Here is a 13,894-nt window from a genome sequence, read left to right on the forward strand (position 1 = left end):
GCCTGGGCCGGTGTCAGCTCAGCGCGGCGTCCACCGCGGCCTCGGCGTGCAGCCGGGTCGTCGGGAAGACCGGCACCGGGCTGTCCGCCGCGCCGATCAGCAGCTCGATCTCCGTGCACCCGAGGACGATGCCCTCCGCTCCGCCGGCGACCAGCTTGCCGATGACGTCCTGGTACGCGGCGCGGGACTCGTCCCGTACAACGCCGAGACACAGCTCCTCGTAGATGACCCGGTGCACCTCGGCCCGTCCTTCGGCGTCCGGCGTCAGCACGGTCAGACCGTGGCTCGCGAGCCGGTCCCGGTAGAAGTCCTGCTCCATGGTGAAGGCCGTCCCGAGCAGCCCGACCCGGCTCAGGCCCGCGGACCGTACGGCCGTCGCGGTGGCGTCGCCGAGATGCAGCAGCGGGATCCCGACCGCGTCCGCCACCTGGTCGGCGACCTTGTGCATGGTGTTGGTGCAGATGAGAAGGAGGTCGGCGCCCGCGGCTTCGAGGCCGCGGCCCGCCTCGGCGAGGATCTCGCCGGCGCGCTCCCAGTCGCCCGCGACCTGGAGCTCCTCGATCTCGGCGAAGTCGACGGAGTGCAGGACACAGCGTGCGGAGTGCAGCCCGCCGAGCCGGTCGCGTACCAGCTCGTTGAGCAGCCGGTAGTACTCCGCGCTGGATTCCCAGCTCATGCCGCCGATCAGTCCGATGGTCCTCATCGATCCAGCCTGCCAGGCGCGGGCGGGTGCGGGCGAGCTGCGGGCGGTACACCGCTGTCCGACACTGACTTCGTACGTACCTGACACGCCGTCGGCCGTCGGTTCCGCGGGACCGGGAAGGACAGACACCATGCCCCCAGTCATCGCCGTCACCGGAGCGAGCGGCCATGTCGGCAGCCGGGTCGCGCACCGTCTCGCCGAGCGGGGCGCGGCGCCCCGCCTGCTGGGTCGGGATCCGGCGCGGGTGCCGCCGATCGTGGGGGCCACGGTCGCCCCGGCGGCCGAGTACGGGGACGGCGAGGCGATGCGGCGGGCGTGCGAGGGCGCTCAGACGCTGTTTCTGGTCTCCGCGCACGAGGGCGCCCATCGGGTGCAGGACCACACCACCGCTGTCGACGCGGCCGTGGCGGCGGGTGTCGGGCGGATCGTGTACGTGTCGTTCCTGGGCGCCGCGGCCGACGCGACCTTCACCTTCGCCCGCGACCACTGGCACACCGAGGAACACATCCGGGCGACCGGGCTGCCGTTCACCTTTCTGCGCGACAGCCTCTATGCCGCCGGGCTGCCCGCGATGGCCGGCAAGGACGGCGTGATCCGCGGACCGGCGGGCAACGGGCGGGTCTCGGCGGTCGCGCACGACGACATCGCGGACGCGGCGGTCGCCGTGCTGGTCGGCACGGGACACGACGGCGCGACATACGAGATCACCGGGCCGGAGGCGATCTCGCTCGACGAGGCTGCCGCCGAGCTGAGCCGGGTCACCGGCCGCACGGTCACCTATGTGGCCGAGACGCGCGAGGAGGCGTTCGCGTCACGGGCCGGGTTCGAGGCGGCCCAGTGGGCGGTGGAGGGCTGGGTCTCCTCGTACGAGGCGATCGCCTCCGGCGAGATGGCGAAGGTCTCCGACGCGGTGCCGCGGCTGACCGGCCACCGGGCGCGGACCTTCGGCGAGTATCTGCGCGAGCACCCGCGCAGCTACCGGCACCTGGTGCCGTGACGCCACACCTCCGAGACGAGCGGCACGCCCGGGCGGTAGGCGAGGTGGACATGGCTGGGCGCGTCGAGCAGCGCGAGGTCGGCGCGGGCGCCGGGGCTGATGCGTCCGACGTCGGTGCGGCGCAGCGCCTGCGCGCCGCCCGCGGTCGCCGACCAGAGCGCCTCGTCCGGCGTCATGCCCATGTCCCTTACGGCCAGCGCGATGCAGAACGGCACGGATGACGTGAAGGACGAGCCCGGGTTGCAGTCCGTGGACAGTGCGACGGTCACGCCGGCGTCGAGGAGGAGACGGGCGTCGGGCCACTCGGCGCGGGTGGAGAACTCGGCGCCGGGAAGCAGCGTCGCCACCGTGTTGCTGTTCGCCAGCGCGTCGACGTCCTCCGGCGACAGATGCGTGCAGTGGTCCGCGGACGCGGCATCGAGCTCGACGGCGAGCTGCACGCCGGGGCCCTGGCTGAGCTGGTTGGCGTGCACGCGGGGCGTGAGGCCCTTCTCCTTGCCGGCGGTCAGGATCGCGCGCGCCTGGTAGCCGTCGAACGCGCCCTGCTCGCAGAAGACATCGATCCAACGGGCGTACGGGGCACAGGCGTCGAGCATCTCGCCGGTGACGAGCGCGACATAGGCGGCCGGGTCGTCGGCGTGGTCCGGTGACACGATGTGCGCGCCGAGGTAGGTCACCTCTTCGGTGTGGAGCGCGGCGATCCGCAGGGCGCGGGCCTCGTCGTGAGTGGTGAGGCCGTACCCGGACTTGGTCTCGAAGGTCGTGGTGCCCTGGCGGAGCGCCTCGTCGAGATAGCGGAGCAGATTGGTCTCCAGCTCCTCGTCGGTGGCGGCGCGGGTGGCGGCGACGGTGGTGCGGATCCCGCCGGCGGAGTAGGCGCGGCCCGACATACGGGCGTTGAACTCCTGGGTGCGGTCGCCCGCGAAGAGCAGATGGGAGTGCGAGTCCACGAAGCCGGGGATGGCGGCGCGGCCCCCGGCGTCGTACGCCTCGTCCGCGTCGGGCGCTTCGGCGGCGCGGCCGACCCAGGCGATGTGGTCGCCGTCGACGACGACGGCGGCGTCCTCGACCAGGCCGAGGGGGCTGTTGTCGCCGAGTTCGGGGTCGTTGGTGACGAGGCTGCGGATGTTGGTGATGAGGGTGGTGCTCATGGGTTCCTCTCGGGAGTTACCGCCGTGGGGGTGCAGCCGTCACGACCGCAGCGCGGCGATCGCCTTCTCCAGCGCCGCCGCGACATCCGGGACCGTGGTGTGCCGCCCGTCGCGTACGACATGGCGTCCGCCGACCACCGTGTGCCGCACATCCGCCGCCGTCGCCGCGAACACCGCCGCCTCCGCGGCGAGCCGCGGAACGGGACCCGCGGTCCTGACCGAGTCCAGCGCCACGGTGGTGAAGTCGGCGAGCGCTCCGGCCTCGATGCGCCCCGCGTCGCCCCAGCCCAGCGCCGCGTGCCCGTCCTCCGTGGCCGCCCGCAGCAGCGCCGCCGCCGTCCAGTGACCGCGGGTGCGCGAGCGCAGCCGCTCGTTGAGCTCCATCGCCCGCGCCTCCTCCAGGAGGTCGATCACGGCATGGCTGTCGCTGCCCAGCGACAGCGGCGAGCCCGCGCGCTGGAGCGCTACCGCGGGGCCGATGCCGTCGGCCAGATCGCGTTCGGTCGTCGGGCACATGCAGGTGCCGGTGCCGGTCGAGCCGAGGAGTGCGATGTCCTCGTCCGTCAGATGCGTGTTGTGGACGCCGGTGGTCCGCGGGCCGAGCACGCCGCGGTCGGCGAGCAGCCGCGTCGGGGTGCAGCCGTGGGCGGCGAGGCAGGCGTCGTTCTCGGCGGTCTGCTCGGAGAGATGGACGTGCAGCGGTGCGGCACGGTCGGCGGCCCAGGAGGCGACCGCGGACAGTTCGGCCGCCGGGACCGCGCGCACGGAGTGGATCGCCGCGCCGAGCCGTACGCCGTCCCGCTCCTTGAGCAGCGAGACGCGCTCGGCCCAGGCGTCGGCGGTCCCGTCGGAGAAGCGGAGCTGGTGCGGTTCGGGCGGCTGCCCGAACCCGGAGGACAGATACGCCGTGTCGAGCAGGGTGATCCGGATGCCGGCCTCGCCGGCCGCGGCGATCAGCGCCTCGCCCATGGCGTTGGGGTCCGCGTACGCGGCGCCGCCCGGCGCGTGGTGCACATAGTGGAACTCGCCGACCGACGTGACGCCCGCCAGCGCCATCTCCGCGTACACCGCCCGCGCCAGCGCGTGGTACGTCTCCGGCGTCAGCCGCGAGGCGATCTGGTACATCACCTCGCGCCAGGTCCAGAACGTGCCGGAGCCGACCTGGACCGTGCCGCGCAGCGCCCGGTGGAAGGCGTGGCTGTGGGCGTTCGCCAGGCCTGGAATCGTGAGGCCGCGCAGGACCACCGCTCCCGGCGGCGGGGCCACGACCCCGGCGTGGGCACCCTCGATCCTGCCGTTTTGTACGTCCAGCGCCACGCCGGGCTCGACATGAGTGCCGAGCCAGGCGTGTTCCAGCCAGTACGTCACCTGCACGCCAGACCCTCCAGTACGTCGGCGAGTGCCAGGACTCCGGCCACACAGTCGTCCTCGGCCGCGAACTCGGCCGGTGAGTGCGAGACGCCGGTCGGGTTCCGTACGAACAGCATGGCGGTCGGGATCGATCCGGACAGGATTCCGGCGTCGTGTCCCGCTCCCGTGCCGAGGACCGGGACCCGGCCGCCGAGGAGGCGGTTCAGCTCGTCGCGCAGGGCGTGCTCGAACTCCACGACCGGTGTGAACGACTCCCGTACGACTGCGAGGTCCACGCCGTCGTGCTGCGCGCGGTCCTTCGCCGCCTGCTCGATCGCGGCGACGACGGTGTCCAGCGTCGCCTGGTCGGCGGCGCGCGAGTCCAGCCAGCCGCGGACGAGCGACGGGATGGCGTTGACGCCGTTCGGCTCGACGGAGATCTTGCCGAACGTCGCCACCGCGCCCGCGAGCTCCGCCTCACGGCGGGCGGCGAGCACGGTCTCCGCGTACGTCAGCATCGGGTCGCGCCGGTCGACGAGACGGGTGGTGCCGGCGTGGTTGGCCTCGCCGTGGAAGTCGAACCGCCAGCGGCCGTGGGGCCAGATCGCCGACGCGATGCCGACCGCGTCTCCGGACAGGTCCAGGGCCCGGCCCTGCTCGACATGCAGCTCGACGAACGCGCCGATCCGGGCGAGGCGGTCGGGGTCGGGCCCGATGGCCGCGGGGTCGTAGCCGGCCCGCTCCATCGCCTCGGGAAGGCTGATGCCGTCGCCGTCCCGGAGCGCGTACGCCTTCTCCTTGCTCAGCTGCCCGGACGCGAGCCGGGAGCCGACGCAGGCGAGACCGAAGCGGGCGCCTTCCTCGTCACCGAAGTTGGTGATGGCCAGTGGCCGGGTGAACTCCGCACCTCTGCGGCGCAGTTCATCGAGCGCGGCGAAGGAGGAGACGACGCCGAGGGGACCGTCGAAGGCTCCGCCGTCGGGAACGGAGTCGAGATGCGACCCGGTGACGACGGCGTCCCCGGCGGCCCGGTCGCCGAGCCAGGCCCACTGGTTCCCGTTCCGGTCGGTCTCGTAGCCGAGCCCGCGGGACTCCGCCTGCTCCTGGAACCAGCTCCGGCACTCGACGTCGGCCTCGGTCCACGCGTACCGCCGATACCCGCGGGTGTCGGGGTTGCGCCCGACGGGAGTCAGCTCCCGCCACATCTCGTGGAACGAGCTCGCGCCCACAGAACCGGTCACTGCTCCTCCCGCATGGGGACCCGCACGCCACGCTCGTCCGCGACCGACTCCGCGATGTCGTACCCGGCGTCGACGTGCCGGATGACGCCCATGCCGGGGTCGTTCGTCAGCACCCGGCGGATCTTCTCGCCGGCCAGCTTCGTACCGTCGGCCACCGACACCTGACCCGCGTGGATGGAGCGGCCCATGCCGACGCCACCACCGTGGTGGATCGACACCCACGACGCACCGGACGCGACATTCACCATCGCGTTCAGCAGCGGCCAGTCCGCGATGGCGTCCGAGCCGTCCAGCATCGCCTCCGTCTCCCGGTACGGGGACGCCACCGATCCGCAGTCCAGGTGGTCGCGGCCGATCGCCAGCGGGGCCGCCAGCTCGCCGGAAGCCACCATGTCGTTGAAGCGTTCGCCGGCGCGGTCGCGCTCGCCGTAGCCGAGCCAGCAGATACGCGCCGGGAGGCCCTGGAAGTGGACGCGTTCGCGCGCCATGTTGATCCAGCGGTGGAGGGACTCGTTCTCCGGGAACAGCTCAAGAATCGCGCGGTCGGTCTTCGCGATGTCCGAGGCCTCGCCCGAGAGCGCCGCCCAGCGGAACGGGCCCTTGCCCTCGCAGAACAGCGGCCGGATATAGGCAGGGACAAAGCCGGGGAAGGCGAACGCCCGGTCGTATCCGGCCAGTTGGGCCTCGCCGCGGATGGAGTTGCCGTAGTCGAAGACCTCGGCGCCCGCGTCCATGAAGCCGACCATGGCCTCGACGTGCTTCGCCATGGACTCACGGGCGCGGGTGGTGAAGCCCGCCGGGTCCTTGGCGGCCGCGTCGGCCATGTCGTCGAAGTCGATGCCGATCGGCAGGTAAGCGAGCGGGTCGTGGGCCGAGGTCTGGTCGGTCACGATGTCGATCGGCGCGCCCTCGGCGAGCATCTGCGGAAGCAGCTCGGCCGCGTTGCCGAGCAGGCCGATGGAGAGCGGACGGCGGGCGTCGCCCGCCTCGACCGCCAGCTGCATCGCGTGCTGCAGCGAGTCGGCCTTCACATCCAGGTAGCGGTGCTCGATGCGGCGCTCGATCGCGCGCGGGTCGACGTCGATGCAGATCGCGACGCCGTCGTTCATGGTGACGGCGAGCGGCTGGGCGCCGCCCATGCCGCCCAGACCCGCGGTCAGTGTGATGGTGCCGGCCAGCGTGCCGTTGAACTTCTTCGCGGCGACCGCCGAGAACGTCTCGTACGTGCCCTGCAGGATGCCCTGCGTGCCGATGTAGATCCAGGATCCGGCCGTCATCTGGCCGTACATGGTGAGGCCGAGCGCCTCGAGGCGGCGGAACTCCTCCCAGTTCGCCCAGTCGCCGACCAGGTTGGAGTTGGCGATCAGGACCCGCGGGGCCCACTCGTGCGTCTGCATGACGCCGACCGGGCGGCCGGACTGGACGAGCATCGTCTCGTCCTGCTTCAGGGTCCGCAGCGTGCGCACCATCGCGTCGAAGGAGCGCCAGTCGCGCGCGGCCTTGCCCGTGCCGCCGTAGACGACGAGCTTGTCGGGGTGCTCGGCGACCTCGGGGTCGAGGTTGTTCTGCAGCATGCGGAGGGCGGCTTCCTGCTGCCATCCCAGGGCGCTCAGTTCCGTACCGCGCGGTGCCCGTACGGGGCGGGGTCCTGACATGGCAATGCCTCCTCGCGACTGCGACCATCACTGTTGGCTGTTCTATTCACATCCTGCTTCTCTGAATAGTCTTAGTCAACAGCTGCGGTGCGGCGGACCGGATGATTGGCTGGCGCACATGGCTTCAGACCGTCGTGATCAGGCCGTACGAGCGGCAGTGGAACAGGGACTTCTCACCGAGGAGCAGCCCGTCGCCGCCCTCCTCGACGTGGCGGGTATCCGCGCATCCGCCGCCGCGCTGCGCACCGCCTTCGCCGCCGTCACCGACGCGCCCGTGCTGCACGCCTTCGCCGTGAAGGCCGCGCCTCTGGTGCCGGTGCTCGCGCTGCTGCACGCGGAGGGCATCGGCGCCGAGGTCGCGAGCCCGGGCGAGCTGGCGCTGGCGCGGGCGGCCGGCATTCCCGCGGCCCGCACCGTCCTCGACTCCCCGGCCAAGACGCCGGCCGAACTGCGCGAGGCACTCGGCCTCGGCATCGCGCTCAACGCCGACAATCCGCAGGAGCTCGCCCGCATCGACGCGCTCGTCCCGCAGCCGACGGCGCTGCCGCCGGTCGGGCTGCGGGTCAACGCGCAGGTCGGAGGAGGCGCGATCGGCGCGCTGTCCACGGCCACCGCGACATCCAAGTTCGGTGTCGCGCTGCTCGACGAGGGTGCCCGGGAGTGGGTCGTGGCGGCCTTTCTGGCCCGGCCGTGGCTGACCCGGCTGCACGCCCACTCCGGCTCGCAGGGCATGCCGCTCGCGCTGCTCGCCGACGGCATCCGCGCCCTGTACGAACTCGCCGAGGAGATCAACGCGGCCGCCGGACGGCGGCAGATCGACACTCTCGACATCGGCGGCGGGCTCCCGGTGAACTTCGCGTCCGACGAGCAGACGCCGACGTTCGCTGCGTACGCGCAGCTGCTGAAGGAGCGGGTGCCCGGGCTGTTCGACGGCCGCTACGGCCTGGTCACCGAGTTCGGCAGGTCGCTGGTCGCCAAGCACGGCGTGATCCTCGCCCGCGTCGAGTACGCCAAGACCGCGGGCGCACGCCCCATCGCCGTCACCCACGCCGGCGTCCAGGTCGCCACGCGCACGGTGTACGACCCCGACTCGTGGCCGCTGCGGATCGCCGCGTACGACTCCAAGGGCGTGCCGAAGGCCGGCCCCGATGTGGTGCAGGACATCGCCGGTCCCGCCTGCTTCGCGGGCGACCTGCTCGCCGAGGCCCGGCCGCTGCCGCTGCTGGAGCAGGGCGATGTGATCGCGGCGCTGGACACCGGCGCGTACTACTTCTCGAACCACTACGGCTACAACAGCCTGCCGCGGCCGGGCGTGCACGGTTTCGCGGCTTCGGCGGACGGGTCGGTGCGCTTCGCGACGGTACGGCCGCCGCAGAGCGTCCCGGAGATCGTCGCCGAGTCGGGTGGTGCGCAGCGGGACGCACTCCTGTAGGGAGCGGCCTTGCGGGAGCTTTCGGGGGCGAATGTCGGACCCGGCTGATTCCATGGGTCCATGGCTGAAACTCGCGTCGTCGTAGAACGCCGGATCACCGCCCCCGCGGACCGGGTCTGGCGCGCCCTGACGGATCTGGAGAGCATGCCGCGCGTGCTCAGCGGCGTGGACAAGGTCGAGATCCTCTCCGCCGACGGCCCCTTCCGCGTCGGCACCCGCTGGCGCGAAACGCGCACGATGCTCGGCAAGCAGGCCACCGAGGAGATGGAGGTGACCGCGAGCGAGCCACCGGAGCGCTATGTGGTGGAGGCCCACTCGCACGGCACGCACTACGTCTCGGAGTTCGCGCTCCGGTCTGCCGGGCCTGAGACGACGGACGTCCGGATGACCTTCTCCGCGACGCCGTCCGGGGGCGTCACCGGGCTGCTGGCGAAGATCTTCGGCGCGATCGGCAGGCGGGCGGTGGCGAAGGCGATCGCGAAGGACCTGGCGGACGTCGCGACGTCGGTCGAGGGCAAGGGCGCGGCCTGAAACAGCCTCTTGTTTTCGGGCATGCCTGAGCGCCTGGTCGTGACGTTTCAGGAGCAGGCGACTGGGCGCGGACCTTACCGGGCCAGCGGCATGTTCCGATGGAAAATGCCCCAACTCCCCCCAGCCGCAGCAACATTGCGTAACTTCCTCGTCACTGCCGCATGCGAGTGCGCGCATGCAGATGTGGGGAGGGAAGTTCCGCGTGCCTGGAATCGACGAGTGTCTGCTTCAAGCCATGCTGGTCCCGGGCGCGCGTGGGGCCGCGATCGTGGACTGGATCAGTGGGCTGGCACTCGGCACCGTCGGTGAGCCGGCCCGCAGCGACCACGAGGCCACCGCCGCGGAGACGGCCGAACTGGCCAGGGTGGCAACGGAGTACGCGGCGTCCGCCACGCATCCGGCGTCCACGGCCTCCACCGCGTCCACAGCGCCCGCGCCCGAACCGGTAGCCGGGGCACAGGAGTTCAGAGAGTCCACTCCCGTCGAGGACCTGATCGTCACCACCCGTACCGGCTATCACGTGGTGCGCTTTGTGGACACCGACTTCGACAGCAGCGTGTTCCTGCATCTGTGGCTCGACCGGGACCTGGGCAATCTCGCACTGGCCCGGCTGCGACTGCAGGATCTCGCCGAAGAGCTGGTGCTGGGATGAGAACGGCCGTCTCCCCGATGCTCGTCAGACTCGCCGAGGAACGAGCCACCGGCGTGCTCGTCCGCGACCACGGCGCTCTCTATCTGGCCGACGGCCAGGTCGTCCACGCGGAGAGCCCCGAGGCCCCCGGACTCGACGTCCTGCTCACCGCCGGCGGCCGGCTGAAGCCCGACAGCTGGGCCGACGCGGTCGCCCAGGCCGGCTCACGCCGCGAGGTCGCCCGCTTCCTGGTCGACAGCGGCCAGGTGGGCGGCGGCGAGCTGGAGATCTGCCATCTCGGCGCACTGTTCGACGCCGCGTTCTTCGCACTCGCGCCCGCGAGCGGCCCGACCCGCTTCCGCTACGGGGTCGCCCACTGGATCGGCACCGTACGACCGGTGCCCGCCGAAGTCGTCGAACGCGAGGCCCGGCGGCGCAGCCTGCTGTTGGACTCGGTGTGGCCCAGCCCGGCGTGGGACACGGCTCCGGTGAAGCGCCGCGCGCAGCACGCGCGACGGGAGGTCAGCCCCCGGAGTCAGTCGCTGCTGGACCTCGCCGACGGCGTCCGCACCCCGGCCGCCATCGCCCGGCAGCTCGGGCGACCTGCCTTCAACACCCTGGTCGAGGTGCGCAGGCTGGCCGCGGAAGGGCTCATCGAGGCGCCCGCGGAGCCCGCCGAATCCGCCCGACCCTCCGGGGCGGAGCACGCCGGGGCCGTCGAAGCCCCGTCCGTCCTGGACTCCGCCCTGCTCCGCCGGCTCCGCGAGGCACTGGAGGCAACCCTGTGACCCACCGTCCCGTTCACCAGGTCCTGTGCCCGCCTTCATGAGGCGCGTACTGAGGCAGCGCGCCGAGAGGAGACAGCTCATGACGGCCAAGGCCGATGTGCTAGCCGAACTGAAACGACTGCGCGTGCAGGTTCCGGCGCTGACCGGAGCGCTCGCAGCGAGCACGGACGGTCTCGTGCTGGCCGCGGACACCGAGGAGGCGGAAGGCGTCGCGGCGCTGACCGCCGCCGCCCTCGGCGTCGCGATACGACTGACCGAGGCCACCGGGCAGGGGGCGTTCCGCGAGCTGCTGGTCCGTGGCGAACGGGGCTGTGTGGCCACTTACGCCGCGGGCGCCTCGGCCGTCCTCACCCTACTGGCCGAGCCACGCATCAACGTGGGACGGCTCCATCTCGAGGCCCGCCGCTCGGGCGCCCGCATCGGCGAGCTGATCGACGGCGCCCTCGCCCGACCGGAGAACACCTGACCCATGACCGACACACCACCACGCACACCCAGCAGACGGAAAGGAAGTGCGCATCTCATGGCGAACACCGAACGCGCCCTCAAGGAAGCCACCACTGTCATCGAGGGCGCCCTCGGCGCAGCGCTCGTCGACTACACCAGCGGAATGGCGCTGGGCACCGTCGGCGGCGGAAAGGACCTGGATCTGACGGTCGCCGCGGCCGGCAACACGGACGTGGTGCGCGCCAAGGTGCGCACCATGGAACAGCTGGGCCTCAAGGACGGAATCGAGGACATCCTGATCACTCTCAGCACGCAGTACCACCTGATCCGGCTGCTCAAGGGCCGCGGAACCAACGGCCTGTTCCTCTACCTGGCCCTCGACAAGGAGCGGGCGAACCTCGCCATGGCACGGCATCAGCTGAAGAAGATCGAGGCCGAGCTCGAGCTCTGACGGCCGGTCCGTACGGATCGGACGGGCTCCGTCCACGAGCCCGTCCGATCGGGCCCCGCTACTCCACGAACAGACCCCGCGTCGCCGCCCTCGTGTCGAATTCCTCCAGGCTCGCCTGGGCGTCCGGCAGGGCGTCGCACATCGCCTCCAGGAGCACCCGGCCCAGCAGCATCGGGGCGCAGGCCGTATCGAAGGCCAGACCCGTGCCGACCGCCGCCGGGATCAGGAGGTCGCTGTGTCCCGCGACCGGTGCGAAGGCCGAGTCCGCGACCGTCACCACCGTCAGGCCCGCCGAGCGTGCGTACGCCAGCGCCTCCACGACCTCCTTCGGATGCCGCGGCAGCGCGAAGCACAGCAGTGTGGTCGCACCCGCCCGGCGGGCCGCGTCGATGCGGTCGGCGAGCATCGTGCCGCCCTCGTCGAGCAGGCGCACGTCCGGGTGGACCTTGGCCGCGAAGTACGCGAAGCCGCGGGCCTGCGAGGACGCGGCTCGCAGGCCGAGCACCGGCAGCGGGCGGGAGCCGGCCAGGAGGCGGCCGGCGCGTTCGACCGGCGACGGGTCGGCCAGCAGTTCGGACAGGTGGCGCAGGTTCTCGATCTCGGCCTGCACGGCCTGCTGGTACTCGTTCTGGCCGTCCTCGGCGCTCTCGCTCTCCGCGGGCGCGACCTCGCGCAGATGGCGGCGCAGTGCCGGATAGCCGTCGAAGCCGAGCGCGACGGCGAAACGGGTCACGGACGGCTGGCTGACACCGGCGAGTTCGGCGAGCTCGACGCTGGACAGGAACGGCACATCGCCCGCCCTGCGCACCATGCTGTGCGCGATCCGCCGCTGGGTGGGGGTGAGCCGGTGGCCCTCGAAGAGCTGCTGCAGTCGTGCGGCAGGGCTGTCGCTCATGCCATCCCCCTCGTCACATCGGTCATCACGTCGGTCATCAGCTCCGTGAAACGGTCGAGCAGCGCGGCCGCCGCCGTCACATCATCGGTGAGCGGCCGGTCGGCGAACTCCTCGGCCAGCACGGTCTCGGCCAGCTCGAAGGCCCGGCCCACCAAAAGCTCCGGGTCGGGCCGCAGCCCGCGCTGGCGCAACGCCCGTACCGCGGCGACGAGTTCACAGCCGACGACAAGCCGGTACGCACCCCCCGCGCGCAGCGTCTGACGCGCCGCCAGCGACGCGAAGCTGGCCTGCTCCTCGACGCCCCGGGACAGTACCGCGTGGCCGAGCGAGGCGGGCGCGGAGAACGCCCGCAGATCGCCGAGGGCCGCACCGGCCGCGTACTCCAGGATCATCACGCCGGAGCTCGCTGCCTCCGCGTCCGCGAGGAAGGGCCGCAGCCGGGTGAAGGCGGGCTCGTTCAGCGCGGAGAGCCGTGACGTGGACAGTCGCGCGGTCTGTGTGAGCGCCAGCCTGAAGTGGTCGAGATCCAGGGCGAGTTGGGCCATGTAGAAGCCGCCGTGGTGGTACGCGGCCATGTCACCGGACCGGATCAGCGGGTTTTCCGCGGCCGCGTTGATCTCGACGGCGAGCGTGCGCTCCAGCGCGTCCGCCGCGTCCTGGGCCGGACCGTGGATCTGCGGCAGGCAGCGGAAGCCGTACGGGTCCTGGATCCGGCCGAGCGGCGGCGTCGGCCGCTCGGGGGCGCCGAGCAGCCGGCGCATCCTGGCGGCGACGGCGTACGTGCCGGGGTGCGGGCGGGCCGCGTGGACCGGCTCCGCGTACGCCTCGTAGGAGCCGTCGACGGCCAGCAGCGACAGGGCTCCGACCAGTTCGGTGGCCGAGACGAGCGCGCGCAGTTCGTCGACGGCGAGCGCGGCCTGGCCGAGGGTGAGGGCGTTGGAGCTGATCAGCGCGAGGGCGTCGTTGTTGTCGAGGGCCTGTGCCTCGGGCGGCGGTCCGCCCTCCCAGGGGTGTTCGCCGGCCAGCGCGAGGCCCATCTGCGCGAGCGCGGCGATGTCTCCCGTGCCGACCGAGCCGAACTCGTTGACCACGGGATACGCGCCGCTCTCCAGCGCCTCACAGAGTGCGGTGACCACACCGGGCCGCAGCCCCGCGCCGCCCGCGAGCAGCTGATTGGCCCGTACGGCGAGCATCGCGCGGACTTCGCGGGCGGGCAGCGGGTCGCCGATCGCTCCGGCGTGCGAGCGCAGCAGCCGCAGCCCGTGGCCGGCGGCGGCCTCGGTGGGCAGGTCCTCGTTCCGGTTGGCGCCGACGCCGGTGGAACGGCCGTAGACGCGGCCCGACCTGGCGAGTTCGCGCGCGGCGTCCCAGGCGGTCTCGACGCGCTTCAGCGCCTCGGAGCCGGGTACGGGCCTGGCCGCGCCGTCGGCCAGCCGGATGATGTCCGCGACCGGAAGGCTCTGTCCGTCGAGGACCACGATGCCGGTGGGTGAGTCCACCATGTGGGACGACATCATGCGCAAACCCCTCCTTTTCGGACGGATTGTCTTGCCTCGCGAGCATCCGTAACCAGTGATTTACCCCGAGGCATTGACAACTTATTCAGACACCGAGAACTCTGC

At 72.1% G+C, this 13,894-nt stretch carries 14 protein-coding genes; 7 read left to right on the plus strand and 7 right to left on the minus strand.

The annotated features are described in order from the left end of the window. Window positions 1–13: 13 nt before the first annotated feature. Window positions 14–703 carry an aspartate/glutamate racemase family protein gene (locus tag ACH4YL_RS20550; protein ID WP_398508814.1) on the minus strand — a complete coding sequence of 230 codons (690 nt, stop codon included), beginning with the start codon at window positions 701–703 and terminating at the stop codon, window positions 14–16. Between the two features lie 130 nt (window positions 704–833). Here ACH4YL_RS20550 and ACH4YL_RS20555 point away from each other — a divergent pair, with 130 nt between their 5' ends. Continuing rightward, a complete protein-coding gene (locus tag ACH4YL_RS20555; RefSeq protein WP_398508815.1) occupies window positions 834–1,700 on the plus strand; it encodes an SDR family oxidoreductase in 867 nt (288 codons plus the stop codon). Here ACH4YL_RS20555 and hutI read toward each other — a convergent pair. The 4 genes from hutI to hutU are packed head-to-tail and all read right to left on the minus strand — an operon-like array spanning window position 1,679 to window position 7,097. Beyond that, window positions 1,679–2,851, minus strand: coding sequence for an imidazolonepropionase (hutI, locus tag ACH4YL_RS20560; RefSeq protein ID WP_398508816.1), 1,173 nt, complete (start codon window positions 2,849–2,851; stop codon window positions 1,679–1,681). The genes ACH4YL_RS20555 and hutI overlap by 22 nt on opposite strands. A gap of 39 nt (window positions 2,852–2,890) precedes the next feature. Continuing rightward, window positions 2,891–4,225 (minus strand): formimidoylglutamate deiminase, encoded by a 1,335-nt coding sequence (locus ACH4YL_RS20565; RefSeq protein ID WP_398508817.1) that lies wholly within the window; start codon window positions 4,223–4,225, stop codon window positions 2,891–2,893. Beyond that, the gene (locus ACH4YL_RS20570; RefSeq protein ID WP_398509090.1) at window positions 4,216–5,406 is read right to left on the minus strand and encodes an allantoate amidohydrolase; all 1,191 of its coding nucleotides are present in this window, start codon (window positions 5,404–5,406) and stop codon (window positions 4,216–4,218) included. The genes ACH4YL_RS20565 and ACH4YL_RS20570 overlap by 10 nt, the downstream gene beginning before the upstream one ends. A gap of 32 nt (window positions 5,407–5,438) precedes the next feature. Beyond that, window positions 5,439–7,097, minus strand: a complete 1,659-nt coding sequence (gene hutU / locus ACH4YL_RS20575) for a urocanate hydratase (protein WP_398508818.1) — start codon at window positions 7,095–7,097, stop codon at window positions 5,439–5,441. A 118-nt stretch (window positions 7,098–7,215) separates the two neighbouring features. Here hutU and ACH4YL_RS20580 point away from each other — a divergent pair, with 118 nt between their 5' ends. The 6 genes from ACH4YL_RS20580 to ACH4YL_RS20605 all read left to right on the plus strand — a co-directional run bounded on the left by ACH4YL_RS20580 (window position 7,216) and on the right by ACH4YL_RS20605 (window position 11,377). Further along, on the plus strand, window positions 7,216–8,529 hold the full coding sequence (locus tag ACH4YL_RS20580) for a diaminopimelate decarboxylase (RefSeq protein ID WP_398508819.1): 1,314 nt from the start codon (window positions 7,216–7,218) through the stop codon (window positions 8,527–8,529). 60 nt (window positions 8,530–8,589) lie between these two features. Continuing rightward, window positions 8,590–9,060 carry an SRPBCC family protein gene (locus ACH4YL_RS20585; RefSeq protein WP_398508820.1) on the plus strand — a complete coding sequence of 157 codons (471 nt, stop codon included), beginning with the start codon at window positions 8,590–8,592 and terminating at the stop codon, window positions 9,058–9,060. A 202-nt stretch (window positions 9,061–9,262) separates the two neighbouring features. Then, complete coding sequence (locus ACH4YL_RS20590) at window positions 9,263–9,712, plus strand: hypothetical protein (protein WP_398508821.1); 450 nt, start codon at window positions 9,263–9,265, stop codon at window positions 9,710–9,712. Further along, on the plus strand, window positions 9,709–10,479 hold the full coding sequence (locus ACH4YL_RS20595; protein WP_398508822.1) for a transcriptional regulator: 771 nt from the start codon (window positions 9,709–9,711) through the stop codon (window positions 10,477–10,479). The genes ACH4YL_RS20590 and ACH4YL_RS20595 overlap by 4 nt, the downstream gene beginning before the upstream one ends. 37 nt (window positions 10,480–10,516) lie before the next feature. Further along, window positions 10,517–10,945, plus strand: coding sequence for a roadblock/LC7 domain-containing protein (locus tag ACH4YL_RS20600; protein ID WP_398508823.1), 429 nt, complete (start codon window positions 10,517–10,519; stop codon window positions 10,943–10,945). A gap of 57 nt (window positions 10,946–11,002) precedes the next feature. Then, complete coding sequence (locus ACH4YL_RS20605; RefSeq protein WP_398508824.1) at window positions 11,003–11,377, plus strand: hypothetical protein; 375 nt, start codon at window positions 11,003–11,005, stop codon at window positions 11,375–11,377. A 58-nt stretch (window positions 11,378–11,435) separates the two neighbouring features. Here ACH4YL_RS20605 and ACH4YL_RS20610 read toward each other — a convergent pair whose 3' ends face one another. Together ACH4YL_RS20610 and ACH4YL_RS20615 are read right to left on the minus strand one after the other, a co-directional pair. Further along, window positions 11,436–12,272 carry a MurR/RpiR family transcriptional regulator gene (locus tag ACH4YL_RS20610; protein ID WP_398508825.1) on the minus strand — a complete coding sequence of 279 codons (837 nt, stop codon included), beginning with the start codon at window positions 12,270–12,272 and terminating at the stop codon, window positions 11,436–11,438. Continuing rightward, window positions 12,269–13,786, minus strand: a complete 1,518-nt coding sequence (locus ACH4YL_RS20615) for an aromatic amino acid ammonia-lyase (protein WP_398509091.1) — start codon at window positions 13,784–13,786, stop codon at window positions 12,269–12,271. The genes ACH4YL_RS20610 and ACH4YL_RS20615 overlap by 4 nt, the downstream gene beginning before the upstream one ends. Window positions 13,787–13,894: the final 108 nt, after the last annotated feature.

Origin of the sequence: Streptomyces sp. NPDC020681, from assembly GCF_044334895.1 — a bacterium.
In the GTDB taxonomy this organism is placed as follows: Bacteria; Actinomycetota; Actinomycetes; order Streptomycetales; family Streptomycetaceae; genus Streptomyces.